The organism is Filomicrobium sp., assembly GCF_025698805.1.
GTDB classification, from domain to species: Bacteria; Pseudomonadota; Alphaproteobacteria; order Rhizobiales; family Hyphomicrobiaceae; genus Filomicrobium; species Filomicrobium insigne.
In genome coordinates, this window is sequence record NZ_JAILWT010000005.1 from 307,089 (window position 1) to 331,290 (window position 24,202).

At 57.4% G+C, this 24,202-nt stretch carries 22 protein-coding genes; 12 read left to right on the forward strand and 10 right to left on the reverse strand.

What is annotated here, in order from left to right:
• Positions 1 to 67 precede the first annotated feature (67 nt).
• Entirely contained in the window at positions 68 to 463 is a 396-nt protein-coding gene (locus K5845_RS14965; RefSeq protein ID WP_052743670.1) for a nuclear transport factor 2 family protein, read from the forward strand.
• 29 nt (positions 464 to 492) lie between these two features.
• Here the strand turns inward: K5845_RS14965 and K5845_RS14970 are convergent, their stop codons facing one another.
• From K5845_RS14970 to K5845_RS15005, 8 genes are all read right to left on the reverse strand, one after another.
• A complete protein-coding gene (locus tag K5845_RS14970) occupies positions 493 to 813 on the reverse strand; it encodes a hypothetical protein (RefSeq protein ID WP_287959368.1) in 321 nt (106 codons plus the stop codon).
• A gap of 144 nt (positions 814 to 957) precedes the next feature.
• The gene (locus tag K5845_RS14975; protein WP_287959369.1) at positions 958 to 2,157 is read right to left on the reverse strand and encodes a L,D-transpeptidase family protein; all 1,200 of its coding nucleotides are present in this window, start codon (positions 2,155 to 2,157) and stop codon (positions 958 to 960) included.
• Between the two features lie 174 nt (positions 2,158 to 2,331).
• Entirely contained in the window at positions 2,332 to 3,225 is an 894-nt protein-coding gene (locus tag K5845_RS14980) for a L,D-transpeptidase family protein (protein WP_287959370.1), read from the reverse strand.
• A 96-nt stretch (positions 3,226 to 3,321) separates the two neighbouring features.
• On the reverse strand, positions 3,322 to 4,323 hold the full coding sequence (locus K5845_RS14985; RefSeq protein WP_052743667.1) for a L,D-transpeptidase family protein: 1,002 nt from the start codon (positions 4,321 to 4,323) through the stop codon (positions 3,322 to 3,324).
• Between the two features lie 257 nt (positions 4,324 to 4,580).
• On the reverse strand, positions 4,581 to 5,603 hold the full coding sequence (locus tag K5845_RS14990) for an acetyl-CoA carboxylase carboxyltransferase subunit alpha (RefSeq protein ID WP_046476729.1): 1,023 nt from the start codon (positions 5,601 to 5,603) through the stop codon (positions 4,581 to 4,583).
• A 152-nt stretch (positions 5,604 to 5,755) separates the two neighbouring features.
• Complete coding sequence (xerD, locus tag K5845_RS14995; RefSeq protein ID WP_046476727.1) at positions 5,756 to 6,715, reverse strand: site-specific tyrosine recombinase XerD; 960 nt, start codon at positions 6,713 to 6,715, stop codon at positions 5,756 to 5,758.
• 18 nt (positions 6,716 to 6,733) lie between these two features.
• Positions 6,734 to 8,644, reverse strand: a complete 1,911-nt coding sequence (locus tag K5845_RS15000; RefSeq protein WP_090230356.1) for a hypothetical protein — start codon at positions 8,642 to 8,644, stop codon at positions 6,734 to 6,736.
• Positions 8,645 to 8,651: 7 nt separating this feature from the next.
• Positions 8,652 to 8,897 carry a hypothetical protein gene (locus K5845_RS15005; RefSeq protein WP_046476725.1) on the reverse strand — a complete coding sequence of 82 codons (246 nt, stop codon included), beginning with the start codon at positions 8,895 to 8,897 and terminating at the stop codon, positions 8,652 to 8,654.
• 198 nt (positions 8,898 to 9,095) lie between these two features.
• Between K5845_RS15005 and K5845_RS15010 the strand changes: the two genes are divergently transcribed.
• From K5845_RS15010 to K5845_RS15020, 3 genes are all read left to right on the forward strand, one after another.
• Positions 9,096 to 9,707, forward strand: a complete 612-nt coding sequence (locus tag K5845_RS15010) for a shikimate kinase (RefSeq protein WP_244464998.1) — start codon at positions 9,096 to 9,098, stop codon at positions 9,705 to 9,707.
• Between the two features lie 70 nt (positions 9,708 to 9,777).
• On the forward strand, positions 9,778 to 10,935 hold the full coding sequence (aroB, locus tag K5845_RS15015; protein ID WP_046476723.1) for a 3-dehydroquinate synthase: 1,158 nt from the start codon (positions 9,778 to 9,780) through the stop codon (positions 10,933 to 10,935).
• Positions 10,936 to 11,091: 156 nt separating this feature from the next.
• The gene (locus K5845_RS15020; protein WP_046476721.1) at positions 11,092 to 12,414 is read left to right on the forward strand and encodes an HlyC/CorC family transporter; all 1,323 of its coding nucleotides are present in this window, start codon (positions 11,092 to 11,094) and stop codon (positions 12,412 to 12,414) included.
• A gap of 24 nt (positions 12,415 to 12,438) precedes the next feature.
• Here K5845_RS15020 and K5845_RS15025 read toward each other — a convergent pair whose 3' ends face one another.
• On the reverse strand, positions 12,439 to 12,714 hold the full coding sequence (locus tag K5845_RS15025) for a BolA family protein (protein WP_046476718.1): 276 nt from the start codon (positions 12,712 to 12,714) through the stop codon (positions 12,439 to 12,441).
• A 124-nt stretch (positions 12,715 to 12,838) separates the two neighbouring features.
• Between K5845_RS15025 and K5845_RS15030 the strand changes: the two genes are divergently transcribed.
• The 4 genes from K5845_RS15030 to K5845_RS15045 all read left to right on the forward strand — a co-directional run bounded on the left by K5845_RS15030 (position 12,839) and on the right by K5845_RS15045 (position 17,685).
• Complete coding sequence (locus K5845_RS15030) at positions 12,839 to 13,483, forward strand: J domain-containing protein (RefSeq protein ID WP_046476716.1); 645 nt, start codon at positions 12,839 to 12,841, stop codon at positions 13,481 to 13,483.
• Positions 13,484 to 13,583: 100 nt separating this feature from the next.
• Positions 13,584 to 14,585, forward strand: a complete 1,002-nt coding sequence (gene cobS, locus K5845_RS15035; protein WP_046476714.1) for a cobaltochelatase subunit CobS — start codon at positions 13,584 to 13,586, stop codon at positions 14,583 to 14,585.
• Between the two features lie 8 nt (positions 14,586 to 14,593).
• Positions 14,594 to 16,483 (forward strand): cobaltochelatase subunit CobT, encoded by a 1,890-nt coding sequence (gene cobT / locus K5845_RS15040; protein WP_046476712.1) that lies wholly within the window; start codon positions 14,594 to 14,596, stop codon positions 16,481 to 16,483.
• Between the two features lie 86 nt (positions 16,484 to 16,569).
• On the forward strand, positions 16,570 to 17,685 hold the full coding sequence (locus tag K5845_RS15045) for an esterase-like activity of phytase family protein (RefSeq protein ID WP_287959371.1): 1,116 nt from the start codon (positions 16,570 to 16,572) through the stop codon (positions 17,683 to 17,685).
• Positions 17,686 to 17,771: 86 nt separating this feature from the next.
• Here the strand turns inward: K5845_RS15045 and rpmB are convergent, their stop codons facing one another.
• Positions 17,772 to 18,080: a 50S ribosomal protein L28 gene (gene rpmB / locus K5845_RS15050; RefSeq protein WP_046479903.1), complete on the reverse strand. Its 309-nt coding sequence runs from the start codon at positions 18,078 to 18,080 to the stop codon at positions 17,772 to 17,774.
• A gap of 328 nt (positions 18,081 to 18,408) precedes the next feature.
• On the opposite strand from rpmB, the gene K5845_RS15055 reads away from it, so the two are divergent.
• The 4 genes from K5845_RS15055 to fdxA all read left to right on the forward strand — a co-directional run bounded on the left by K5845_RS15055 (position 18,409) and on the right by fdxA (position 23,805).
• The gene (locus K5845_RS15055) at positions 18,409 to 19,338 is read left to right on the forward strand and encodes a DUF3108 domain-containing protein (RefSeq protein ID WP_052743664.1); all 930 of its coding nucleotides are present in this window, start codon (positions 18,409 to 18,411) and stop codon (positions 19,336 to 19,338) included.
• Positions 19,339 to 19,600: 262 nt separating this feature from the next.
• Positions 19,601 to 22,825, forward strand: a complete 3,225-nt coding sequence (locus K5845_RS15060) for a helicase-related protein (RefSeq protein ID WP_046476710.1) — start codon at positions 19,601 to 19,603, stop codon at positions 22,823 to 22,825.
• The gene (locus K5845_RS15065; protein ID WP_046476707.1) at positions 22,822 to 23,271 is read left to right on the forward strand and encodes an RNA-binding S4 domain-containing protein; all 450 of its coding nucleotides are present in this window, start codon (positions 22,822 to 22,824) and stop codon (positions 23,269 to 23,271) included. The genes K5845_RS15060 and K5845_RS15065 overlap by 4 nt, the downstream gene beginning before the upstream one ends.
• Positions 23,272 to 23,466: 195 nt before the next feature.
• Positions 23,467 to 23,805, forward strand: a complete 339-nt coding sequence (fdxA, locus tag K5845_RS15070; protein WP_090230351.1) for a ferredoxin FdxA — start codon at positions 23,467 to 23,469, stop codon at positions 23,803 to 23,805.
• Positions 23,806 to 24,202: the final 397 nt, after the last annotated feature.

Genomic DNA, 24,202 nt, shown 5'->3' on the forward strand with positions numbered 1-24,202 from the left:
GGGAAGTGCGTCACCTCCGTGACATGCGCTTGCGTGAAGACCGGTTCCAGGGAGATGGAGGAACGTCATGGATCAGGACATGGAGCAGACTGAAGTCATCGCCGCCAACGATCGCTTCTACGCCGCGATCCGCTCAGGTGATTTCGCCACAATGGATGCTCTGTGGTCGGCTCGCGATGTTGTTTCCGTGTACCATCCCAATTGGCCGGGTATCACAGGACGCGAAGAGGTGATGGCCTCCTGGCACGACGTTCTGGTTTTAGCAGAGCCGCCGGAGATCTTTCCGAAGGAGGTAACCGTCATCCGTACGGAGCGGATGGCGTTCGTACTCTGCGTCGAGGAAGTCGGCGGGGCACGGATGACGGCGAGCAACGTCTTCGTGAAGGAGGCCGGCGGATGGCGTCTGACCTGTCATCACGCGCGACCTCTCCCTGTCGGAGCGGAAAGTAAAAAGAGCCGCTGAAGCAGCTTCGCTTTCCTAGCGGGCGCTGATTATCTGCGCCGGCCGTGATCGCCAAAGTTGGTGTAGGGTGCGCAGATATCCTGAACGCGCGTGTCATGTCCGACTAGTCTGCAGACTTCTTCCTTCTTACTCGGGTTGTTACGGATTGCGCGGGCTGAGACGCGGCTACCGTAACTCTGGGCGACCGACGCGAGATAATTATCGCCGCAGTAGGGTGTTGCGATCAGGGACCCGTTGACAATCTGATACGCGCCGTCACATCGGATCTTTGCGGTAGCAGGTGTCGCCGCTGCAAAGATCGGCAGCGTTGCCGCGCATGCCAGTACGAGTGTGGATTTCCAAATTTGCATTACCTGTTCCTCTTCGGGAGCGAAACCTTGTGTCTGATATTCAGATATAAGGTCACGTGCGCCGGTTGGTTCAGTTTCCTAAGGAACACAATTGCTTTTCACTGAATATTGATGCGCCATATTTTCGGTTTCTACCGGCTCGTCCTAGTTGCGATTTGAACGCGCCGTTGCGACACCTGTTTTGCCCTTGGTGGTGCGCACTTGGTAGCTTCGTTGCTGCAAAGCCAGGAAACGGCGACAGCTCGCCAAGCCCAGATTGCACTGAAGACGGGGAAGGGGGGGGGCGGCGGCCACCGCACGCGGAGGACGCGATTTCGTATTGGTAGATTTAGCGGCTAAGTGCTGGGCGGCTATCGTCTCGATCGGTAACGGCAGCAGTGCGACCAGCTTCTGTTCCTCCACGGACAACGTTTTCCAACGGAAGGGCTGGTGGACAATATTTTGTAATGTCTCCTCTGCCTGAAGAACTGCGGCTGTCTCGCCGCACACGGCTAAAGGGGGGTGAGCGCCCCCCTCCCCGGGGGCGGCATCGAGAATGCTGTAGCGACCATTGCACACGCTGATCCGTGGGGGGAGCCGCGTGCGCTCAAAGGAATCGTAGCCTTCCTTCAAGTTGATCCAAAAGTCACGCCACTCACTCTCAACGTGACTTGCGAGATTCTCGTTGGTCATGCGGAAGGGAAAGACATGAACCGGCACGTAGTCCTGTCCCGCCTTTATGGCGTCGTAGACAAGACCGAAGATTTCGGTCATGACCGCGTCGGTCATGGCGTAGCAGCCAACAGAGGAACAGCCTCCGTGAATGAGCAAGTAAGACCCCGTCCGCAGCAGCGAACGGTCTAAAACGTTGGGAAAGCCCAGATTGAAAGACCGCGGCCAGCGTCCGCTGCGGTGGAGGCGCTTGCGGGTTATGGTGTAAAAACCTTCAGGACTTTGCTTGTCGCCTTCCACAAGTTTCGGCCCGAGGTCACCGGACCAATGGCAAATGGGATACGTTGCGAAGTGGACGTAGCGATTGTCCTTCTTCATCCAGATTTCGAATTCGGACTCGTCCTTGAAGATACGCAAGAGGACGGGGTTTCCGCGTGTCAATTGCTTGTTCGCGAGTCGTTCGTCTAGCTTCCCTACATTAGGCGTCGACGGGAGGGGGAGGTCGCCGTTGGCAGCTTGGCGTTGCCGCTCGATGCGGTCAGGCGCTGCACCTTTGAGCTCGATTGAAATTGCGTAAGCGCGCGGTATTGCGCCTAAGAGGATCAGGATGGCGACAGACAAGCCGACCAAGCCGACAGCCAGAGGTTTGACTGAACGCGCATAAGCGAAGCAGGACCATGTGGATCTAGACACTGCCTGTTCCTTCTCATGCCGGTCTGCGCGTAAGGCGGCGTCCGGCGCTATCAAGGGTACTGCCAAGTGCACACCAAATGCTGAAGCATTGTGACGATTTCATTGAACAATGCTTAACGAAGCCGCCGGTTCAATCTATGCGGGCTTCCACACAAGATGCAGCGGGCATGGCGTTCAATTGGTAACGACCGCGTTCTGCGTTGCGCAGGATTCGCCGATCGTGGCTGATCCATCGGAGCGCTCGACGCCGGGTGTGGCGACGTAGCGTTTACGGCAGATGGCCACGCGTGGCGGGATTTGCGTCTTCTCGAAGAGGTCGTGGGCGTGTTTCAAATCACGCCAGAACGGTGCCCATTTGTGATCGGCGCGTGCTTCGATTGCTTCTGAAGTCATGCGGAAAGGAAAAATCTGCACCTGGAAGCGCGGTTGACCGCTTTTCAGCGCCGAGGTGACGATCTCCCAGATCTCATCAATCACATCGTTGGTCATTGCGTAGCATCCGATCGAAGAACATCCGCCGTGGACCATCAGAAAGGTGCCTGTGCGGTCGTGACTGCGATCGAACGCATTGGGAAAGCCGAGGTTGAAGGAGCGATGCCAACGGCTCGCCGGATTAAGCTGACCCAAGGAAACCGTATAGATGCCTTCGGGTGACTGGTGGTCGCCTTGCTTCAGTTTTGGTCCGAGCTGTCCGGAGTATCGGCAGATGGGATATGTGGCGAAGCGCTGAAACTTGCCGTCTCGCTGCATCCAGATTTCGAGCAGAAACTCACGCTTGAAGATCCGCATAAAAATTGGATCGCCGAGTTTTAATCCGGCATCTTGAAGGCGGGCCTCGAGCGAATTCAGGTCCGGGGTTCTCGGGAGCGGTAGCCCGAAGCGGGCAAACGCTTTGCGCCAGAGGCGTTCTCCTTGAAGAACAACGTCGTCGTGATAAGCGGAGAGCGTGGTCCAATGCTGGCGCACGAAAACGGCACCTAGCAATATAAGGATGGTACCAAGGACGAACAGTGCCGCTCCGGGGCGGCGACGGCGCCGTGGTTCTCGATTTTCGGACTTGCGGGTCATCTCTCGAGGAAACCTCGCGGGAATACTCGTCCGCAAAAGAAACATCCCACCCAGGGTAGGTCAAATGACCCTGGGTGGGATTGCGTTGCGAGCGGCTTACTGGTTGAAGCCTAGCGCCGCGGAGGGCGGTGATTGCGTATAGCCACTGGATGCGATGCCAAGGCCAAATTTTGGGCCTGTGCCGATGGCTCCCGTTGCAATTGGCGATTGCGTTTCCGAAGCTGCGGTGCGCATGCGCTGGCCGGGTGCAGTGTACCGTTCCAGCGCGATTTGCTGTTCCGTGGAGCTTCTCGGGACAAACGGCTCAATCTGCGGCCGCATGAAGCGTGGGCAGTGACCGATGGGATCAATCCTGCTGTTTTGGGGCAGGTGAACATTGACGATATAGTTGCGATTACAAACGGCGACCGTCGGCGGGATGCGATGCACTTCGAAGTGGTCGTATCCTTCCTTCAGCGTCCTCCAGAACTTGTACCACTTGTTATCGCGGTGAAGTTCCATGTTGGCGTCGGTCATGCGGAATGGAAACGCGTGAACCTCAATCCTCTCCTGACCTCCGCGGAATGCTTCGCGGGCCAGGGCGTAGATTTCCTCAATCAGCGCGTCTGTCATGGCGTAACAGCCTGCTGAACGGCACTTGCCGTGGACCATGAGGAAGTCTCCGGTCCGGTTGTGAGCGCGGTCGTAGGCGTTGGGGTAACCTAGATTGAACGCGATGTGGAAGCTCGAGTTCGGGTTCATCTGGCCGCTGGCTACGGTGTAGAAGCCCTCCGGCGCTTGTTTGTCGCCCTGCTTCACCTTCGGCCCCAGTTCGCCGGACCAATTACATATTGGGTAAGTTTTGTAATGGTAGAACCGGCCGTCATCGCGGGCCTTCCAGACCTCAAGTTCGGATTCCTGCTTAAAGATCCGAATAAAGATCGGTGAGCCCACTTCCATGCCCTTGTGTCCCATCAACATCATGGCGGGACGTGACAATGGCTGTTCGGCGGGTGGGATTTGAGGTGCATTTGCGCACGCAGCCAATAATAAGCCGCATGCTGCAACGAGCGTGATAGCGCGCAACATTTTCAACATATCAGTGATGATCAGACTCATGACGCAGTGCCCCTGGCGCACGCCGATCACCTTCGATTCGTAACGGTTAACAAAATGTTAACGCGCATGAGATTAGCGATGATTGGGCGGATGCGCAATGATTCGTTCCCTGCTCAGAAATGAGCTTAGGAATGCGGCGGTCTGTAGGCGGAATTGGGGTCAACCCATCACGTAACGCTTTGTAACTTATGAGAATAAGCTACCTCTGGAGGCGCGTTGCTGCAGCTGTTTCGCCTCAGGTAAGGGTATTGTGCGGACTACAGGTTGCGGCCCATTTGCAAGAAGCGGTCGCGACGGTGCCGACGGATCTGGTCGGGCGTCATGGTTTCAAAGCCCGCCAGGGCCAGCGCAATTGCCGTTCCTGTTGCGTCGATGACCCCTTTGGGGTCGCGATGCGCGCCGCCTACGGGTTCGGCAATGATACCGTCGATCACGCCGAGTTCCTCAAGGTCCTGAGCTGTGATTTTCATTGCAGTGGCGGCTTCTTCCTTCTTTTCGGCGTCTCGCCAAATGATTGAAGCGGCACCCTCTGGTGAAATCACCGAGTAAATGGCGTGTTCGAGCATAAGTATGGTGTTGGCCGTCGCGATCGCCACAGCACCGCCGGATCCGCCTTCGCCGATAACGACGCTGACAATCGGAACGCCGAGTTTCAGGCAACAATCGGTGGACCGGGCAATGGCTTCGGCCTGACCGCGCTCTTCCGCCCCGATGCCGGGATAGGCACCGGCTGTGTCCACGAGCGTGATGATGGGAAGCGAGAACTGGTCAGCCATTTCCATTAAGCGGACGGCTTTGCGGTAGCCTTCCGGCATGGCCATGCCGAAATTGTGTTTGATCCGGCTTTCTGTATCCGAGCCCTTTTCGTGGCCCATGACCATGACGGAACGGCCGCGGAAGGTGCCTACGCCACCAACGATTGCTTCGTCTTCCGCGAAGTATCGATCGCCTGCTAGCGGCGTGAAATCTTCGATAAGGCCGTTGATATAGTCGAGGCAGTGTGGCCGCTCGGTGTAGCGGGCCACGAGAGTCTTCTGCCAAGGCGTAAGTTTGGCGTAAGTTTCAGCGAGGGCCGTGCGCGCTTTTTCCTCCAGTTTCTCGATTTCTCCGCGCATAGACTCGTTCGTATCATCCCCGATCAACGTCTTGAGTTCGTGGATCTTTTTATCGAGTTCTGCGATCGGCTTTTCGAAGTCGAGATACGTGCGGACAGGCGAGCTGTTTTCCAACGGAACGGACCTTTCAATGACGTCGCGGAGCCTCAGTTCAGGCTCGCTCATCGTACTTGTGTGCGGGCAGATACACTTTTGTCCGGGGTTGGTGTCAAGACCGAGACCCCGTGAGTGCCGCAACCATTGACATGATAGCATTCGTGCGGCGCAGCATCAGCTTTCTGAGGCGGTGATTTCGACCATGGTAAATCGACTGACCGTCAGGGTTCGCGGCGGGCCAACGGATGGTGTTCCTTGACCAGTTTCTTCAAACGTTCTTCGAGAACGTGGGTGTAGATCTCGGTTGTTGAAATGTCTGCGTGTCCAAGAAGTTGCTGAACGGCGCGCAGATCGGCCCCGCGATCCAGGAGATGGCTGGCGAAGGCGTGGCGTAGAACATGGGGGCTGACGCTCTCGGGCGCCAATCCGGCCGCCACTGCCAGCTCTTTCAAATCTTGAGCGAACCGTTGGCGCGTCAAATGGCCCGTGTCGCTTTTTGATGGAAACAGCCAGCGCGTTGCGACCGTCGCTGAGAGAGCCGCGTGCTCCTCCTCGCCGATGGACAAATAGCGTTGAAGCGCGGTGCGAGCCCCGGAATTCAAAGGCACGAGACGTTCACGGCCGCCTTTGCCCTTGATCGTCAGCATCCGATCATCGCCGCGCAAAACTGTACGCGGAAGTGAGACAAGCTCGCTAACGCGAAGTCCAGTGGCGTACAGCAGTTCGATCAGACAGTGTAACCGCAGAGCGCGCATGCGTTCGATGCCGGATGTGCCTTCCGTTCGACGGCGCGCTGCGTCGATCAGGCCATCGACTTCTTCGACGGTGAGCGTTTTGGGAAGGCGGCGGCCCGATTTGGGGGCGGCAACGCCGTGACTTGGGTCTTCCGGGACCCTGCCTTCCGCCGTCAGGAAGCGAAACAACTGGCGCAACGACGACAGTCGCCGCGCTCTGGAGGCTGGCGATAGCCCTGCAGCTGAAAGGGACGTCAGGTAGGCGCGGATGTTGTCTGGTGAGACTGAGACGAGCCTGCAGTTGTTGGCTGCGAAAAAGTGGCAGGCATCATGCAAGTCGCGCTGGTAGGCGGCCAGGGTGTTTGCTGCAGCCCCACGTTCGGCTGACAGCATTTGCAAAAATTCATCGATCTGGCCGCGGTCTTCAGCGGATATGGGCGCAGTCATTGAGCGCTTCTCCGCAGCCTAGCCGCTGACCTGGCGTGGCCAAGCCGGAAACAGCGCTTCAAAGCCGAGACGGCGGGCTTCAGCCTCCAAGCCCGCACTTTTGAGGGCACGGATGGCATCACCAAGCGCGATCATATGTGCTCCTTCGGCTCCCTTGGGGCCGAGGGCGTTCATAGTTAGGAGTACGGTCCGGCCGAATTCCTTAGCTTTCGCGGCGTTCTGGAGCCTGGAAAGTACGCCGGTTTCGGGTAGATGGCCTGTTGACGGCTGAGGTGTGCGGCTCGCCGCTTCCCAGAGTGGAATGGGGATCTGGTAGTCCAGGGCGTCGAGGACTGTGGCAATACGATGCAACTGATCGGGAACAAAAACGCCGCGTAAAGCGAGATGCTCAAGTGCTGCCAAGCTTTGGCCGTGGCGGGCGCCATTCACGTCTGAAATATCGATCAAGGCGCGCCAATGATTGAGCTGGCCTGCCGCGCGTGGGTCCGCCGGATCGCTCAAGTTCAGCCATGATCGGGCGACTTGAGGTTCATTGCTCGCCAATAGAACTTCAATGGCGGTTTCAGAGAACCAGCTGATTTCCGGCACGGGCCGCATCGATTGGACGGCCGGCCCCATCGTTTGGAGAGCCGGGATATAAAGATTGGCGCGGCGGGCTTCGTCCAGGTACGTGCGGATCGCGCGCACCTTGCGGAATGGCGTCTGCTCTGTTTCCGCCTGAAGGAAGAGTATGGCGCGATAAACTGGCGTTCCGGCCGCAACATGAGGGTTTTGAGAGCCGAACCCTCCACCTGCGGCTTGCGGAGTGGCCTGGGCCGTTGTTGCCGCCGACATCGCGGCTCTGCGGTAAATCGCGCTGAGCTCTTCAGCCGTTATTGCGTTGAGCCGGGCCGCAGCCTCGCCGGCTGACAGATGCACGTCTGAAGAGGCTTGCGGATCGCGCGTGAGGGCGACGAGCAGGGCCGGGGAAGCGCCTGGCAATAGACCGGAGATGTCAGTGTAACCGGCTTTCGCAAGCAGCTTGTAATCAATCAGCGAAACAGGGTGACCAGATTTCAGCTTTGGCTTGCCGCCGTGGGCGATCGCGTCGAGGGCGGCCAGTCCCGCTCCTTCCTCAACGCCTTGTTCGCGGGCAAAACCTGCGGCTACGCCAGCCGCGCTGGAATTGCCTGAGCGGGTCACACAATAGCCTGAGATCATCACCGCTTCGCCGGCAAGCATCCGCGGCATGCGTCCCAGGTCGCGCAAAAAGCCCTGCGTCTGGCTGCAGGCTTCGTCATCATTGCCGTCAGCGATGGCGGCGCGGGCCAAGAGCACGGAGATAGCCGGGCTTGGTGTGCTTGTTGCGGATGATTGCATGAGGCGCTGCATGTCTGCGGTCAGGCCCGAGCGATAGAGCGCTTCCAAACGTATGGCTTCAAATCTCTCTCTTTCGCCTGCTCCGGTGGCGCGAATTTCCGCTGTCATCAACCGGCGCCAGAGGCCGTGGAGTGCGTTTGACCGGGGGGGGATCTCTATGTCTGCGAGCAGCTTTTCGAAGGTTGCTGAATCGAGTTTGTTCCAAAGTTCATAAGGTAAGCCCGAACCATCGCCCGCCATTACCGGTGCCAGATCGGAACTTTCGACTGTGACAGGGGGGCGGAATGCCGGACCTTCTTGATAACTCGCCGGCGGGCGCTGTGAGGGCCCACGTTGTGTTTCGGCAGGTGCCTGCCAGCCGCTGTTGGGCGGTTCTGTCCCCGTCGGCTTCATATACGGAGTGTCGTAATCGGGAACTGTTGGACGTTCCGCAGGCGCGCGTTGACGGTCATATCGCGGCTCGTTCTGCCATGGCCAGCCTTCTTGAGCCTGGGCCGGCAGCACAAATGCGGAAAGAGCTATAAGAGTAAGAACAGAAAGGTTTTTGGGGCCGGCCAGTGACGAATGCACGGTGGTGCTACTCCGTTTGCGCAGGGGGGGGAGTTCCGGCATCCTTTGCACCCTCGTTCTGGTTTGCCGCTCCGGTATTGTCCGCAGACGGCGACTCCCGCGTCGGCATGGGCCCGTTCGTCTTGACGTCCTGGAGACGGTAGACCGTATGGCGTGGTTCGGGCTCGAAGCGGGTCGCCAGAATATAAAGCCCGGCAAACACGGCGGCGACGAGCGTTCCCGTGACGAACAAAAATCGAAAAAGAGTGGGCATTGGATTAGTCTGCTCCCGATCAATTTCTTGTCGGTTTATATTGGCTGCAGTATGGCGCGCCGTCGCGATGGTGGGTTACCATCTTCGGCTGGTGGCGATGAAGAGCCGATCAGCAACAGTTAGGATAGCAATTATGTATTGTCGGTTCGATTCTCGCAAACAGGGCAGCTTAGCATCCGTGCAAGGGGCCAGGATTCGATGATCCGAATCGGTCTGCAGCGACGGGCGAAGCGAATGGATGCGGCGCAAATCGAGAAACTGCGCGTGGCGCTCGGTGAGCGGTCGATCGTGATGGTTGGCATGATGGGATGCGGCAAGACGGCAATTGGCCGCCGTCTGGCTCAGCGGCTCGGTTTGCCTTTTGCTGATGCCGACGACGAAATCGAAAAGGCAGCAGGCAAGAGCATCTCGGAGATATTTCAAGATCACGGTGAAGAGCACTTCCGTGAAGGAGAGCGTAAGGTCATCGCCCGCCTTCTGAGTGGTGGACCCCAGGTGCTTGCAACGGGTGGTGGGGCATTCATGAATGCCCAGACGCGGGATGCCATCCGTGAAAATGGGGTTTCGGTCTGGCTCAAGGCCGATTTACCAGTGCTTTTGCGCCGTGTCGGACGCCGCGACAGCCGACCGCTTCTGCGTGGTGACAACCCGGAAGCTGTTATGAAGCGGCTGCTTAAGGAGCGGTCCCCGATCTATGCCGAGGCGGATCTTGTCGCCGAAAGTCGTGATGAGCCGCATGATCAGATCGTGACCCAGATCATCAATTTACTGCTGAAATCGCCTATTCTGGCAGCGCAGCCCGGTGTCTGATAGGAACAGCTGCCTTATCTCCCTAACTTAAGCTGGTGCCGCTCTGTCGCCAGCCAACTCGGAAACTTTTATGCCGACTGTCGTCAATTCACTCGCTGCAACTCAGAACGTTTCACGGACGGTGAGCGTCGCGCTGCCAGGACGCGCCTATGATATTTTGCTCGGGCCCGGCCAGCTGGGGCAGGGTGGTCGACTGATCGCAGGCCGGCTCGGTAAGGGGCGTTGTGGCATCGTGACCGATGCAAATGTCGCCGCGTACCATCTGGGTGAACTCGAGGCGAGCCTTAAGGCTGAAGGTCGGTGGAAGGGCTCGATCGTCTTGCCGGCCGGTGAGGCGTCGAAGAGTTTCTCGCAATTGGCTCCGCTGTGCGAGCAGCTTCTGGAAATGGAGCTTGAGCGGGGCGATATGGTGGTTGCGCTGGGCGGTGGCGTGATCGGCGATCTCGCTGGTTTCGCTGCTTCTATCCTGCGGCGCGGCGTACGTTTTGTGCAGGTTCCCACCTCTCTGCTTGCCCAGGTCGATTCATCGGTTGGCGGAAAGACCGGGATCAATACGCCGCAGGGCAAGAATCTGATCGGTACGTTTCATCAACCCAGCCTCGTGATCATTGACACCGATGTTTTAGAAACGTTGCCGGATCGAGAGCTTCGCGCAGGTTATGCCGAAGTTGCCAAGTACGGTCTCTTGGGCAACGCGGACTTCTTCGACTGGCTTGAAGCGAATGCGTCAAAGCTGTTCGACGGTGACTTGCCAGCGCGTCTGCATGCGATCGAGACAAGCGTTGCTATGAAGGCGCGTATCGTTATTGCGGATGAACGCGAAGCGGGCGAGCGGGCCTTGCTCAACCTCGGGCACACATTCGGACATGCTTTGGAAGCGTGGACGGGATATTCTGATCGCCTGCTTCATGGCGAAGGCGTTTCGATTGGAATGTGCCTCGCGTTCCGTTTGTCGGAGAAACTGAAGCTTTGTGCTCCAGGAACGGCAGCACGTGTTACTGCGCACCTTGCGGCGGCTGGGTTACCGACGCGGATAAGCGATATTCCCGGTGGGGAGATGCCGACGCCAGCGCGGCTCCTGCAACTCATGGAGCAGGACAAGAAAGTACAAGATGGACTTTTGACATTCGTACTTGTCCGGGGCATCGGCCAAGCGTTCGTTACGCGAGATGTCGGACGTGACGACGTAGCGGCATTCCTGGATGAGAATATCGGGGCACAGGCTTGAACGGCTCTGAGATGTTTGCGGTTCTCAAGGGGCAGACGTCTTCTTTTTCCGGGGCGTAAGCTTGCGAGTTCCGTGCGTGGACCTTACGTCAGTCCGCTACGTACGAATACCGATTATCGCCGACTTTAAACGCATCATGCAAACCCATAAAGAGACATGGCCATAGAACTCCTCCTCACCCTTCTTGCCATATTTCTTCTGTTGGCGCTCTCGGCCTTCTTTTCAGGTTCTGAGACAGCCCTGACGACAGCGTCGCGCGCGCGCATGCATGCTTTGGAGAGCGAAGGTAATGTACGGGCGCAGATGATCAATCAGATGCTGGCTGCACCGGAACGCATCATCGGGACGGTGTTGCTCAGCAATAACCTCGTCAACATTCTTGCTTCGGCGTTGGCGACAAGCCTGCTCATTAATCTGTTCGGGGAAGTAGGCGTCGCTTATGCGACGCTTGCGATCACGTTGCTCGTCGTCATTTTTTCAGAGGTGCTGCCGAAAACGTACGCGCTCGTTTACGCTGACCGTATCTCGCTGGCTGTAGCACCGATCATGAAATTTTTGATCGTGGCTCTCTGGCCTTTTACACGGGCGGTGGAACTTGTTGTCAGCGCTATTCTCTCGCTCACTCCAACACGGGAGGACGACGACGCTAACATTCTTTCGGCGCACCAAGAGATCCGAGGCACGATTCAGCTCCAGACCAAGGGAGGTGCTGTCGCCAAGGGCGATGCTCATATGCTTGGCGGTATCCTTGATCTCAGCAGCTTGCAAGTGGCCGATATCATGATCCATCGGACAAAGATGGAAATGGTAAATGCGGACGATCCGCCGGAAAAGATCGTCGAAGAAGTGGTGAAGGCGCAGTACTCACGCGTTCCTATATGGAAGGATGAGCCCGAGAATATCGTCGGCATTCTGCATACGAAAGATCTTTTGACGGCGCTAAGCGAGGTCGACTGGGATGTCACGAAACTCAATCTTCTGAGTTTCGCTTCGCAGCCCTGGTTTGTTCCCGATACGACGACGCTTAAGGAGCAACTCAATCAGTTCCTGAAACAAAAGTTACAGATGTCTTTGGTCGTGGATGAGTACGGTGAAGTTCAAGGTCTCATTACGCTCGAAGATATTCTTGAGGAGATTGTCGGACAGATCGTTGATGAACACGACGCGCCGGAGATGGGCATTCGCCCGCAAGCCGATGATACCGTCAACGTCGATGGCTCTGTGCCAATCCGCGATCTCAACCGGTTTATGGACTGGGATCTGCCCGACGATGAGGCGACCACGGTTGCTGGACTTGTGATTCACGAGGCGCAGACCATTCCGGAGCCGGGACAAGTTTTCACGTTCTACGGTTATCGCTTCGAAATTCTGCGCAAGAATCGCAACCGGATCGCGGCGCTCAGGGTGAAGCCGCTTGAGTCGGATGCCGGAGCGGTCGGTGGAGCTGAAGCTTCGGTTGAGCCGCCTGCCGCGCGGTAGGCGGCTCAAAGCTTTGCATAAATGTCAGGTGAGCTGTTCGCCCGGCGCATAGGTTTTCATAGCGAGGGCGTGGACGCTGCCGGCGAGTTCATCGGCTAAAATCGTGTTTACTAGACGATGTCGATCAACGCGGCTTTTACCAGCGAAGACGGGGGAGACAATGAGTAGGCGAAAATGGCTGTTTCCGGTGCCTGGTGATGAGCGGTGACCGGCATGCAGTTCGCTCTCGTTTATGATATCTAATCGCGTTGGTTCCAAAGCGATCAACAGCTTCTCACGCATCTGACTTTCGATGCTCATTCTTGTCCTCTTAGTTGTTGTGTAGGAATTACGCGGTCTGAATGCATTTCAGGCACTTACTTCGTCGCTGGGTGTCGCCCCTGTAACCTTGTGCACCCCCTAACGAAAGATCATACTTCGGTCCATGAAGCTCGGTTCGAAATACTTCGATTCAATCCGCGTCGCACCCAAGCGTAGCAGGTCGGCGAACGATCCTGTGCAGCATACTGCCGGGGCCCCGACGTGCCAATGGAAGGGCTGCGACAAGGCCGGCCGCCATCGTGCGCCGATGGGGCGTGGCCGCGACGGTGAATACTATCTCTTCTGCGTCGATCATGTGCGCCAATACAACGCATCATACAACTACTTTGACGGAATGTCGGACACCGAAGTAGCCAAATTCCAGAAGGATGCGATGACAGGCCATCGCCCGACCTGGAAGATGGGTGACAACCCGGCATTTGAAGGGAATGGTGAGCGGGAAGCCGAGCACGCGCCTGAGAGCGCGGAGAGCCGAGCCCGTGATCCGCATGGCTTTTTTGCCTGGCGCGCACAACAAGCGCGCAAGGAGGCACCCGAGCGCCGGCGTAAGCTGAAGCCGATGGAAAAGAAGTCTCTTGATGCTCTGCACCTGACGCAATCTGCAACGAAGGAAGAGATCAAGGCGAAGTTCAAGGCCCTGGTTAAAGAGCACCACCCTGATGCTAATGGCGGAGACCGTCGCTCAGAGGACAAGTTGCGTGAGATCATTCAAGCCTATAACTACTTGAAACAGGTCGGTCTTGTTTAGAGCGCCGTGATGGCTGCCCACGCTCAGGGCCTTCAAACTCAATCTGTCAAGACTTCTCCTTGCCAGTCCCGGAAAACAAACTGGATCGAGCTAATCAATTATGCCCGTGCAATCATTAGATACGAGTTCAGCAGATACACTCTTGCCCGATATGACGGTTTCGGCGCGTCAGGTCTTCGGGATCGATAGCGATCTTGAGGTCCCCGCGTACGCGAAGTCGAATGAACACGTTCCTGACGTTGACGCAGACTATGTCTTCAATCGCGACGTGACGCTCGCCATTCTGGCAGGCTTCAAACACAATCGGCGCGTGATGATCCAGGGCTATCACGGTACGGGTAAGTCTACGCACATCGAGCAGGTTGCGGCACGCCTCAACTGGCCTTGCATCCGGGTGAATCTGGATAGCCATGTTTCGCGTATCGATCTTGTCGGTAAGGATGCGATTGTCCTTAAGGACGGCAAACAAATCACTGAGTTTCGCGAAGGCATCCTGCCGTATGCGCTGCAGTCGAATACGGCTTTGGTCTTCGATGAATACGATGCCGGCCGGCCAGATGTTATGTTCGTTATTCAGCGTGTTTTGGAAGTGTCCGGCAAGCTGACGCTCCTAGATCAGTCGAAAGTGATCCGGCCGCATCCGGCGTTCCGACTGTTCTCGACGACAAACACGATCGGGCTTGGTGACACCTCGGGTCTCTATCACGGTACGCAGCAGATCAACCAAGGTCAGATGGACCGTTGGTCGATCGTTGTCACGTTGAACTATCTGCCGCATGACGATGAGGTCGCGATCATCCTTTCGAAGGTCAAGTCGATGGCCAAGTCGGCTGAGTCGCGTAAGACGATCAGCAACATGGTGCGCGTCGCCGATCTCACACGCCAGGCGTTCATCAACGGTGACCTGTCGACGGTGATGAGTCCGCGTACGGTTATCACGTGGGCTGAGAATGCTGAGATCTTCAATGATGTCGGCTTTGCGTTCCGGCTCTCATTCCTGAACAAATGCGACGAGTTGGAACGTCCTGTGGTGGCTGAATTCTATCAGCGTTCGTTCGGTGAAGACCTGCCGGAAAGCGCCGCCAACGTAGCTTTGGGCTGAGGCGCCAGATGGCAGGCCGCTCGAACAAAAAGCAGGCCCCTGTCGAGCCGCTGAAACGCGCTGTCGCGACGTGCGCGCGTGCGGTTGCGGGGAAGCGCGATATCGGGGTGGATTTTGGTCCGGGTGGGCCGCAGATCACGGAAACCTCGATTAAGCTGCCTGAGCCGTCGCGTTTGCCCGACAAGCGTGAAATCGCGGTTATGCGTGGTTGGGCGGACTCGCTAGCGCTCCAAGCAGCGTGCCACGATCAGCGTTTGCATCTCAAACTCGCGCCGACCCAGGGTGATGCACGGGCCGTCTTTGAGGCTGTGGAACAGGCCCGCGTCGAGGCTGTCGGTGCATCCCGCATGCCCGGTATGGCCAATAATCTCGCCGCCAAGATTGAAGACTTTTATTCGCATGGGCGTTTTGCGGTGCTGCAAAGCCGCGAGGATGGGCCGCTTGATCAAGCGTTGGCGCTGATCGTACGTGAGCGTTTGACAGGTCGTGCACCTCCGGAAAGTACCCGCGGTCTCGTAGAGGCGTGGCGGCCTTGGGTTGAAGGACGCGCTGGGACCGTTCTTGATCGCATGAATGAGCTGGTCGAGGATCAGGAGAATTTTGCGCAGGTGATGCTCGATCTCCTGGAGGCGCTCGATATCGCGGACAACGCTTCGCAATTACAAAGCGAAACGGAAGAGCAGGAAGAGGCTCGCGATAATTCCGAGGGTGGTGAGGAGCAGGACCAGGAGTCTGGGGAAGAAGGCGACGGCCAGGACGAAGCGACACCGCAGCAGCATTCCGACAACGATGTCGGTGACATGCAGGAAAGCGGCGAGCAATCGGCTGCTGAAGAATTCGATGGCGAGTTCGATAGCGAAGAGGAAGCTGATACACCTGACTCGTGGCGTCCGAACGTCTCTGTTCTCGATGATCCGGAATGGTTCGGCTACAAGGTCTTTACGCGCGAGTTCGATGAGGAAGTCGCCGCTGATACCTTGTCGAGCCCGGAAGAGCTCGATCGCCTGAGAGGGTTTCTCGATAAAGAGCTGCGGAGTTTGTCGAGCGTCGTGGCGCGGCTTGCGAACCGTTTGCAACGTCGGCTTCTGGCGCAGCAGAACCGGGCTTGGAACTTTGACCTCGAAGAAGGGGTGCTTGATGTCGCGCGGCTAACGCGCGTTGTCGTGGATCCGATGTTCCCCCTTTCGTTCAAACAGGAAAGCGACACCGAGTTCCGCGACACGGTTGTGACGCTGCTGCTCGACAATTCCGGGTCGATGCGTGGCCGGCCGATCATGGTTGCGGCGATGTGTGCCGACATCCTAGCGCGGACGTTGGAACGGTGTGGGGTCAAAGTCGAAATTCTGGGCTTTACAACGCGAGCCTGGAAGGGTGGTCAGTCGCGTGAGCAATGGTTGAATGATGGCAAACCGGCCAACCCCGGACGTCTCAACGACTTGCGCCATATCGTCTACAAGAAGGCTGATGCTCCGTGGCGGCGCTCAAAGAGAGCGCTCGCGCTGATGATGCGTGAAGGACTTCTCAAGGAAAACATTGACGGTGAAGCGCTGGCCTGGGCGCATAAACGTCTGTTAGCGCGGCCGGAACAACGCCGCATTCTGATGATGATCTCTGACGGTGCGCCGGTTGATGACTCTACGTTGTCCGTGAATGCCGGACAGTATCTGGAGATGCATCTTCGGCGCGTGATCGAGGAGATCGAGACCAAGAGTCCGGTTCAGTTGATCGCTATTGGCATCGGGCATGATGTGACGCGCTATTATCGTCGCGCTGTGACGATTACCGATCCCAGTGAGTTGGCGGGTGCCATGACGGACAAGCTGGTTGAACTCTTTGAAGAAACAGCAGAGAGGCCTTCGCAAGGCTCGCGCGGTTCGCGGCAGCGCACAGGGACCTGAAAAAGTCCGAGGCAGCTGCCCGGTTTCTAAAGAATTGCGCGGGCGTATCCCGACTTGACGGCGTGACGAAGAGGTGATGGCAGCTGATGGCTGACTACGCTGAATGCGCAGGCAAGAAGCCTGTAAGGCCAAGGCTGCTATTGAGTGCCATCATCGTAGGAATGCTTGCTGCTGGTGTGCAATTTGCTGGCATCGGGCGTGTTTCTGCATCTCCCAAGCCCGATACGTTAAAGCTGAGCGTGCGTCCCATGGCTGTGCGCGCCGTGCCGATATCAAGCTTTGATGCCATCGACATAGGCCGGCGGACGTTCGGCAAACTGGAATGGATTGGCGGGCTGCGCCTGATCAGCGAGGACAAGTTGTTCGGGGGCTGGTCCGGGATTGCATTGAATGCTGATGGAAATGGGTTTGTTGCGGTTTCCGATTCCGGATCATGGATGACGGGACGGATTGGATACCGCGAAGGTGTTCCTCACGGGTTGGAGGACGTTCGCGTCGGTCCGCTCAAGGCGCTTGATGGATCGAACTTACGTCGCAACAGAGACCGCGATGCCGAGGCTGTGACGCTTGTCAGTGGCACAGCGAAACGCGGACAACTTCTCATCGCTTTCGAACAGAACCACCGGATCGGCCGCTTTCAGATCGGCCCGAACGGTGTGTCGGCCCCCACATCATATATTCGGCCAGATACGAGCCGTGGACGGATGCCGTCTTTGAAGGGCTTTGAGGCCATTGCTGTGCTTAGAGCAGGCAAATTCAAAGGGGCGCTCGTGGCAATTGGCGAGCGTATGCATGACGAGAAGGGGCGACATACGGGCTGGCTTTGGACGGGGGGCAAGGCGCGTGCGTTTGCGCTCACGGATATCGGTGGCTTCGACATAACCGATGCTGTGAGTTTGCCGGATGGTGATCTTTTGGTTCTCGAACGGCGATTTCGCTGGACCGAGGGCGTCAAAATGAGAATTCGACGGATCGCGTCTGGCGAGCTGACTCCTGGCGCTGCCATTGAAGGAGAGGTTCTCCTTGAGGCGACCATGGCTCAAGTCATCGATAATATGGAGGGAATCGGCGTGCATCGGGACGCGCGAGGCGACACGATCATCACCGTTATTTCCGATGACAACTTCAATCGCGGTTTGCAGAAGACCGTTTTAATACAGTTTCGGCTGCCAGATACCGCTGTGAAATCTACTGCGCGCTGACAATAAGAAATCCGAGAGCAGGCCCAAAAAGGGAAAGGCCAAGCTCGGGGGGAGCTTGGCCCCTTAGGAGAAAAGCTCAGCCCGCTTTAAGCAGCGACGGCTTCGCCTTCGGCGCTTTTCTTTGCCTTTTTGATTTCACGCTTGAGCTTCAGACAGCGGTCTGACAGCTCTTCGTCACGTGCCTTCATCAGGAAGGCGTCCAGGCCACCACGGTGCTCCACGGACTTAAGCGCATGTGCGCTGACCTTAAGGCGGAAGCTGCGGCCCAAAACGTCGCTGATGAGGGTGACCCTGCACAGGTTCGGGCGGAACTTGCGCTTCGTCTTATTTTCGGCGTGGCTGCGGAGCTGCCCCGAAAGCGGAAGCTTGCCCGTCAGCTCGCATTGCCTGGTCATCTTAAAAAGCTCCTTCACTGCGGCAGCCACCCTAGTGTGCTGGGGGCGCGCAGTCTTATTCGTCGCTGCGATTTGGCGAAATTCTTTGGCCCGCGCGGCGAACCGGCGGAACATGACGGGCTCGTATACCGGAGGTGGGGCAATTCCGTCAAGTCGCCTTGTGACGCGGAACGGCGTTAGCCTCACGCAGTTTTAGCTCCGAAATGACGCGTGCGTCAGAGCTTTCTTAATAAGTCTGGGCGAAAATCGAGCATCAAACAGTCGCCGTAAACCCTCGCTACCTATGGTTAGTGGTCGTGAGGCCCGCGTTCGATGGGAAGAACGAGTCATGTTTAAAAGCGTTTCGTGCCGTGCCGCAGGTGGTGCGTTGAGAGTTGTAAGCAAGCGTGATGGTGGCCGATTGTCGGTTGCTACCAAGGGCTTGATCGCCGCAGGGTTCGTTTTTGGCCTGTATGCTCTGCCGCTGGGATCGGTGACCTCCGAACCTGCTAAGGCCACGGGCGGGGAATGGCCCGCCCAGGTGAACGCCGACTACAATATCACCTTCAATGGTTTCGATATCGGCAGTTTTAAATTTCAGTCGGCGATCAGTGGTCGCGGCTATGTGCTCGACGGAGACGCTGAGCTTTCCGCGTTGCTTGGGGCTTTCAAGTGGCGTGGTTTAACCCGGGCGTCGGGGAAGGTTAGTAGCCGCAACCCGCAGCCCGCTGGCTATACATTCACATTCAAAAGCTCTTCCCGATCGGGGTCGGTTAAGCTTGGTTTCAATAAGGATCGGGTGTCCAATGTGTCGTTGGTCCCGCCCATTCCTGATCAGGCAGATACGGTTCCGGTCGAGAAAAAGCATCTTAAGGGCGCGCTTGATCCCTTGACCGCAGTTATGGCGCTGACCCGTCCGGTTGGCGATAAGGGCCCTTGCGAGCGCGTGATCCCCGTTTTCGACGGCAAGCAGCGCTTCGATCTGCGACTTAGCTATCGCCGGCAGGAGCTGATACGCGAAAACCGACGGTCGGGGCAGCCCGGCGTCGCAATCGTGTGCAATGTCCGCTATGTTCCAATCGCGGGCTATAGCCCCAGCGAAGCGGAGCAAATGGCTGAGAATACGGGTATCGAAGTCACCCTGCGCCCGGTGCCAAGTGCTAACCTGTATGTGCCTTATGAGATCCGTATTCCTACGATTGCCGGCTCTGTGACACTTTCATCCAACCGGATCGATATCCGGATTTCGGATAGGGAACGGATCGCGCTGGGGCACTAAAATACGCTTCGTAATCACTTCAGCATTGTGATTGTCCTCAACGAATGGCAGCCTTGGAGGCTGCCATTGCCATGTTGCTGACGCGGTTTGTAACTTAATTCTTCGCACTAGACAGTACGGGCAGAGACGGAACACCTACTGCGGAATGCGCCGTCTCATGATAGGTAGTTCTTGATCTTGACGCGTCCGTGATGCAATGCCACTCGGACCGGCCCGTTTCACGACGCTGTTTCTTCGGGCTCGATCCAGGAGGGCCCTTGCTATGGGCAGCAACCTCGAAACTCGAATCCGCCATGTTACGGCGGTTTTGGGACCGACCAATACGGGTAAGACCCACCTCGCCATTGAACGGATGCTTGGCCATGCTAGTGGCATGATCGGGCTTCCGCTGCGGCTGCTTGCGCGCGAGGTCTACGATAAAATAGGCCATCGTATTGGCTTCCAGAACGTCGCGTTGATCACGGGCGAAGAGAAGATCAAGCCCGAACGCGCGCGCTATTGGGTTTCCACGGTGGAAGCCATGCCGCGTGATATCGACGTTGATTTTTTGGCGATTGACGAAATTCAGCTCGCTGCCGACCCTGAGCGTGGGCATGTTTTCACCGACCGGCTGCTGCATGCGCGGGGCCGCCAAGAGACGCTGCTATTGGGCGCGCAAACTATGCGTGACTGCATTCAGGATCTCATCGACGGTGCCAATTTTATCTCCCGGCCACGCCTGTCAAAGCTCACTTATGCAGGTGAAAAGAAAATTACCCGCTTGCCAACTCGTTCGGCGGTGGTGGCGTTTTCGGCCAGCGAAGTTTATTCGATCGCGGAGTTGATCCGGCGGCAACGTGGGGGCGCGGCGGTCGTTCTCGGTGCTCTTTCGCCGCGTACGCGTAATGCGCAAGTGGAACTCTATCAGTCTGGCGATGTGGATTTCCTGGTGGCGACCGATGCTATCGGTATGGGTCTCAACCTGGACGTCGATCACGTTGCGTTTGCCTCCGTGCGCAAGTTTGACGGTCAAAACCACCGTAATCTGACGCCATCGGAGCTGGCTCAGATCGCCGGTCGCGCCGGCCGGCATATGAATGACGGTACTTTTGGCGTCACGGCCGGGGTTGAACCGTTCGATGCGGACGTTATTGAGCGTCTCGAGTCCCACACCTTCGATCCCGTGAAGGTTCTGCAGTGGCGGACGCGCAATCTCGACTATGGAAGCGTTGATCGATTGCGCGATAGCTTACGAGAGGTGCCAGGCGAACGGCGTCTCACGCGGGCCCGTATGGCTGACGATGTCGAAGCTCTTGAGGCAGTTGCCAACGACCGGGAAGTCGTGGCGCTCGCTCAGGCGCCGGCTGCCGTTGCGAAGCTCTGGGATGTTTGCCAAGTTCCAGATTACCGCAAAATCTCCAGTAGCAGTCACGCTGAATTGGTAGGCGTCATCTATAAGCATTTGATGGGGCCGGGTGAAAAAATCCCCGAAGACTGGTTTGCCAAGCAAGTTCAGTTTGCTGATCGCACAGACGGTGATATCGACACGTTGGCCAACCGGATTGCACATATCCGGACTTGGACGTTCGTTTCCAATCGCTCGGACTGGTTGAAAGACCCTGCGCACTGGCAGGGGCGGACGCGCGAGATCGAGGACAAGCTGTCGGACGCACTACATGAATGTCTGACGCAACGTTTTGTCGATCGGCGAACGAGTGCATTGATGAAGGGTATGCGGGATAAAGACGAGTTGAACGCCGAGATTGCTGAAGACGGCACTATTAAAGTCGAAGATCATTATGTCGGACGCCTCGTTGGCTTCCGCTTTTCTCCTGAGACGCAGGTTGACGGCATCCATGCCAAGGCGACTCGGCATGCTGCTGCGCAGGTTCTGGCCCGTGAGCTCGGGATGCGCGCGCGCCGTGTGGCAGCTGCTAAGCCTGATGCTTTCACGCTCTCGCCCGACGGCAGGATCTTGTGGCGGGATCAAGAAGTCGCGGTGATCGAAGCGGCGGAAGATCAGTTGCGCCCGACCGTCAATCTGCTGGTCGATGAGCATCTGAGTGCGCCGGATAAGGAGAAGATCCAGGCGCGTCTTGATACGTGGATCAGCGAGCATGTACGCGAGAAGCTGAAGCCCCTCGTCGAAATGGCGGAAGCTGAGGATATCACCGGGCTCGCGCGCGGTATCGCGTTCCAGCTCAAGGAGAACTTCGGCATTCTCAAGCGCGAGCTTGTGGCTGATGAGGTCAAAGCCCTTGATCAGACCTCTCGCGCACAATTGCGCCGCCACGGCGTGCGCTTCGGTGCCTTCAACATATATATGCCGCTGCTCTTGAAGCCGGCCGCAGCAGAATTGGCGGCCACTCTTTGGGTTCTGAAAAGCGGTGACGCGCATGGCATCACCCGTTCGAATTTGCCGGTAGCGCCACGTGCCGGTTTGACCTCGATTCCGACCGATGCTGCGACGCCTGAGCCTTTCTATCGGGCTTATGGTTTCCATGTGTGCGGTCCTCGCGCCGTGCGGCTTGATATACTTGAGCGGCTCGCGGATCAGATCCGTCCTCTCCTGGCTTGGCGTAACAAAGGTGAGGAAGCCGTGCCGGATCGTACCCCGCCGAAGGGGGCGACTGGCGACGGTGGTTTCACGGTGACGCCAGAGATGATGTCCATCCTTGGGTGTTCGCCGGATGAACTCGGGAATGTGCTGAAGGCCCTAGGTTTCCGTTCCGAACGGCGGGAAGTCAAACGCGCGAGCGTTGCAGCTGAGATTGAATCGGATTCGGCGTCACCGACGGCGCAGACGTCGCCAGAAGCTGATGAGGCTGAGGCGACGCATGTCGCGGATGCCTCCTTGGAATCGGTCGCGACGCCTGCTTCAGAAATCGACGCATCGCCGGATTCTGCGGAGACCAGCGCAGAATTGGTCGCCTCTACGACGGAGAATGCTGCAGAGGTTGCTGCGGAAGCGGTGCAAACTGAACCGAGCCAGGAGGATACACCATCGGAGTCCGCCACAGAGGCGCCGGTTTCCGAAGCTTCGGGAGAGCCGGAGTTCATCGAGATCTGGCGGCCCAAGCGGCATCATCGGAGCCATGATGGTGGCCATCGTGACCGGCGACGTGGCCGCGGGCGGCATCGTTCCGGCGGCGAGGGCGCGCATGATGCCACCTCCTCTACGGGGGGCGCTGCTAATGGTGCGGGGGCGCAGCATGCAGGGGCTAATTCCGACAAGCCGAAAAGTGGCGAACATGGCGATCGGCGCGGCTCGAGCGACGGTAAAAAGTCTCATGGGCGTGAGGGGCAGGCACGCGGAGACGGGCGCGGGCGCGGGCCCAAGCGTGGCAAATGGGAAGGTGGACGTGGCCGTGAGGATCGCCGCAGGCCAGAAGTTCATTCATCGAGCCCACGAGGTAAAGGCGGCTCGGTCGATCCGGATTCTCCGTTTGCGGCACTGGTCGCGCTTAAGGAGGCTTTGCAGAAGCAAGGAGATGAGCCGAACACATGAGCGGGCCGGACACAGCCGATACGCCTTCGGCTGCTGCCTTACCGGGGCAGAGGCTCGATAAGTGGCTGTGGTTTGCGCGGGTTACAAAGTCGCGCACGCTTGCAGCCACGCTCATTGAAGGCGGGAAAGTCCGAGTTAATCGAGCGAAGACAGATAAGCCTAGCTACCAGGTTCGCGTGGGAGATGTGATTACCGCGACGGTGCATCGGAAGGTTCGTATTCTCAAGGTTCTGGAGCCGGGTTTGCGGCGTGGCCCTGCGACCGAGGCACGCACTCTTTATGAAGAGTTGACGCCGCAGTCTGGCAGCGCGATTTCTTCGGAGAGCAAAACTGGAGCTAGTCCGGTGGATTTTGAACCAAGCCCCGTTGAGAGGACGCCCGGTGCGGGGCGGCCTACAAAAAGAGAACGACGGCAGCTAGACAGATTTAAAGGTGGAGAATCTTGATCTCGGTGGGATGAGCGCTTTTAACAGAGCAGCATTCATCCTCTGAAACCCGCCGCCTTGTCCATACGGATCGAGTGGGTTAAGAGCGGGGCATCGCGGTGCCGGATTTGATCCAGCGAAGCATTCGGTTAAGTGAATTCTGATATTCAGACGCGCGCAACACGACAAACGACCATACGGAGCACGATCACTCGCATGACTTACGTTGTTAATGAGAGCTGCATCAAATGCAAGTTCACGGATTGCGTGGAGGTTTGCCCGGTAGACTGCTTCTATGAAGGGGAAAATATGCTCGTCATTCACCCTGACGAGTGCATTGATTGTGGTGTGTGCGAACCGGAATGCCCCGTCGACGCGATCAAGCCCGACACGGAGCCTAACTTGGAGAAATGGCTCGAGGTCAATCGGGAATACGCTGACAAATGGCCGAACATCACTTCCAAAAAGGATGCGCTTCCGGAAGCGGAGGAGCATCGGGATGAGGATGGCAAGTTCGAGAAGTACTTCTCTTCGGAGCCCGGTGACGGCGATTGATGCCGCTTATGGTTGTTCTTGGTGCTCGGTCGGTGTTTTGCGCGCTCGTTGACGAGGCGTGAGCCGTTGATAGATCCATCTTCTACTGGCCCTTAAAGCCTTACTGGCTAGGTCGGGGATCTTATTGTTCCAGCATAATTCCTCAGTTAAAACAGGGCCTTAAGACTATCGTTTGGCCTTCGTTGACCAACAGTAATGTTCGGGCCCTTCTATTTCCGTGAAGATTGTGTTACATTATCTATCGAGTGGCGTAGCTGAACAAAACTGGAACCGTAGCGAACATATAGTGTCCATGCATCGTTAAGAGGCGATTTTCTGGACAAATGCGAACATCGACAACGCGATCGCTGCGAGACACAACCCCGTACAGCAGGGCCATGGTGTCCGACAGGCTGAT

What these genes read in the sequence shown, in the direction of transcription:
- K5845_RS14965 (WP_052743670.1), top strand. Translation starts at nt 68, where the DNA reads ATGGATCAGGACATGGAGCAGACTGAAGTCATCGCCGCCAACGATCGC.
- K5845_RS14970 (WP_287959368.1), bottom strand. Translation starts at nt 813, where the DNA reads ATGCAAATTTGGAAATCCACACTCGTACTGGCATGCGCGGCAACGCTG.
- K5845_RS14980 (WP_287959370.1), bottom strand. Translation starts at nt 3,225, where the DNA reads ATGACCCGCAAGTCCGAAAATCGAGAACCACGGCGCCGTCGCCGCCCC.
- K5845_RS14985 (WP_052743667.1), bottom strand. Translation starts at nt 4,323, where the DNA reads ATGAGTCTGATCATCACTGATATGTTGAAAATGTTGCGCGCTATCACG.
- K5845_RS14990 (WP_046476729.1), bottom strand. Translation starts at nt 5,603, where the DNA reads ATGAGCGAGCCTGAACTGAGGCTCCGCGACGTCATTGAAAGGTCCGTT.
- xerD (WP_046476727.1), bottom strand. Translation starts at nt 6,715, where the DNA reads ATGACTGCGCCCATATCCGCTGAAGACCGCGGCCAGATCGATGAATTT.
- K5845_RS15005 (WP_046476725.1), bottom strand. Translation starts at nt 8,897, where the DNA reads ATGCCCACTCTTTTTCGATTTTTGTTCGTCACGGGAACGCTCGTCGCC.
- K5845_RS15010 (WP_244464998.1), top strand. Translation starts at nt 9,096, where the DNA reads ATGATCCGAATCGGTCTGCAGCGACGGGCGAAGCGAATGGATGCGGCG.
- aroB (WP_046476723.1), top strand. Translation starts at nt 9,778, where the DNA reads ATGCCGACTGTCGTCAATTCACTCGCTGCAACTCAGAACGTTTCACGG.
- K5845_RS15020 (WP_046476721.1), top strand. Translation starts at nt 11,092, where the DNA reads ATGGCCATAGAACTCCTCCTCACCCTTCTTGCCATATTTCTTCTGTTG.
- K5845_RS15025 (WP_046476718.1), bottom strand. Translation starts at nt 12,714, where the DNA reads ATGAGCATCGAAAGTCAGATGCGTGAGAAGCTGTTGATCGCTTTGGAA.
- K5845_RS15030 (WP_046476716.1), top strand. Translation starts at nt 12,839, where the DNA reads ATGAAGCTCGGTTCGAAATACTTCGATTCAATCCGCGTCGCACCCAAG.
- cobS (WP_046476714.1), top strand. Translation starts at nt 13,584, where the DNA reads ATGCCCGTGCAATCATTAGATACGAGTTCAGCAGATACACTCTTGCCC.
- cobT (WP_046476712.1), top strand. Translation starts at nt 14,594, where the DNA reads ATGGCAGGCCGCTCGAACAAAAAGCAGGCCCCTGTCGAGCCGCTGAAA.
- K5845_RS15045 (WP_287959371.1), top strand. Translation starts at nt 16,570, where the DNA reads ATGGCTGACTACGCTGAATGCGCAGGCAAGAAGCCTGTAAGGCCAAGG.
- rpmB (WP_046479903.1), bottom strand. Translation starts at nt 18,080, where the DNA reads ATGACCAGGCAATGCGAGCTGACGGGCAAGCTTCCGCTTTCGGGGCAG.
- K5845_RS15055 (WP_052743664.1), top strand. Translation starts at nt 18,409, where the DNA reads ATGTTTAAAAGCGTTTCGTGCCGTGCCGCAGGTGGTGCGTTGAGAGTT.
- K5845_RS15060 (WP_046476710.1), top strand. Translation starts at nt 19,601, where the DNA reads ATGGGCAGCAACCTCGAAACTCGAATCCGCCATGTTACGGCGGTTTTG.
- K5845_RS15065 (WP_046476707.1), top strand. Translation starts at nt 22,822, where the DNA reads ATGAGCGGGCCGGACACAGCCGATACGCCTTCGGCTGCTGCCTTACCG.
- fdxA (WP_090230351.1), top strand. Translation starts at nt 23,467, where the DNA reads ATGACTTACGTTGTTAATGAGAGCTGCATCAAATGCAAGTTCACGGAT.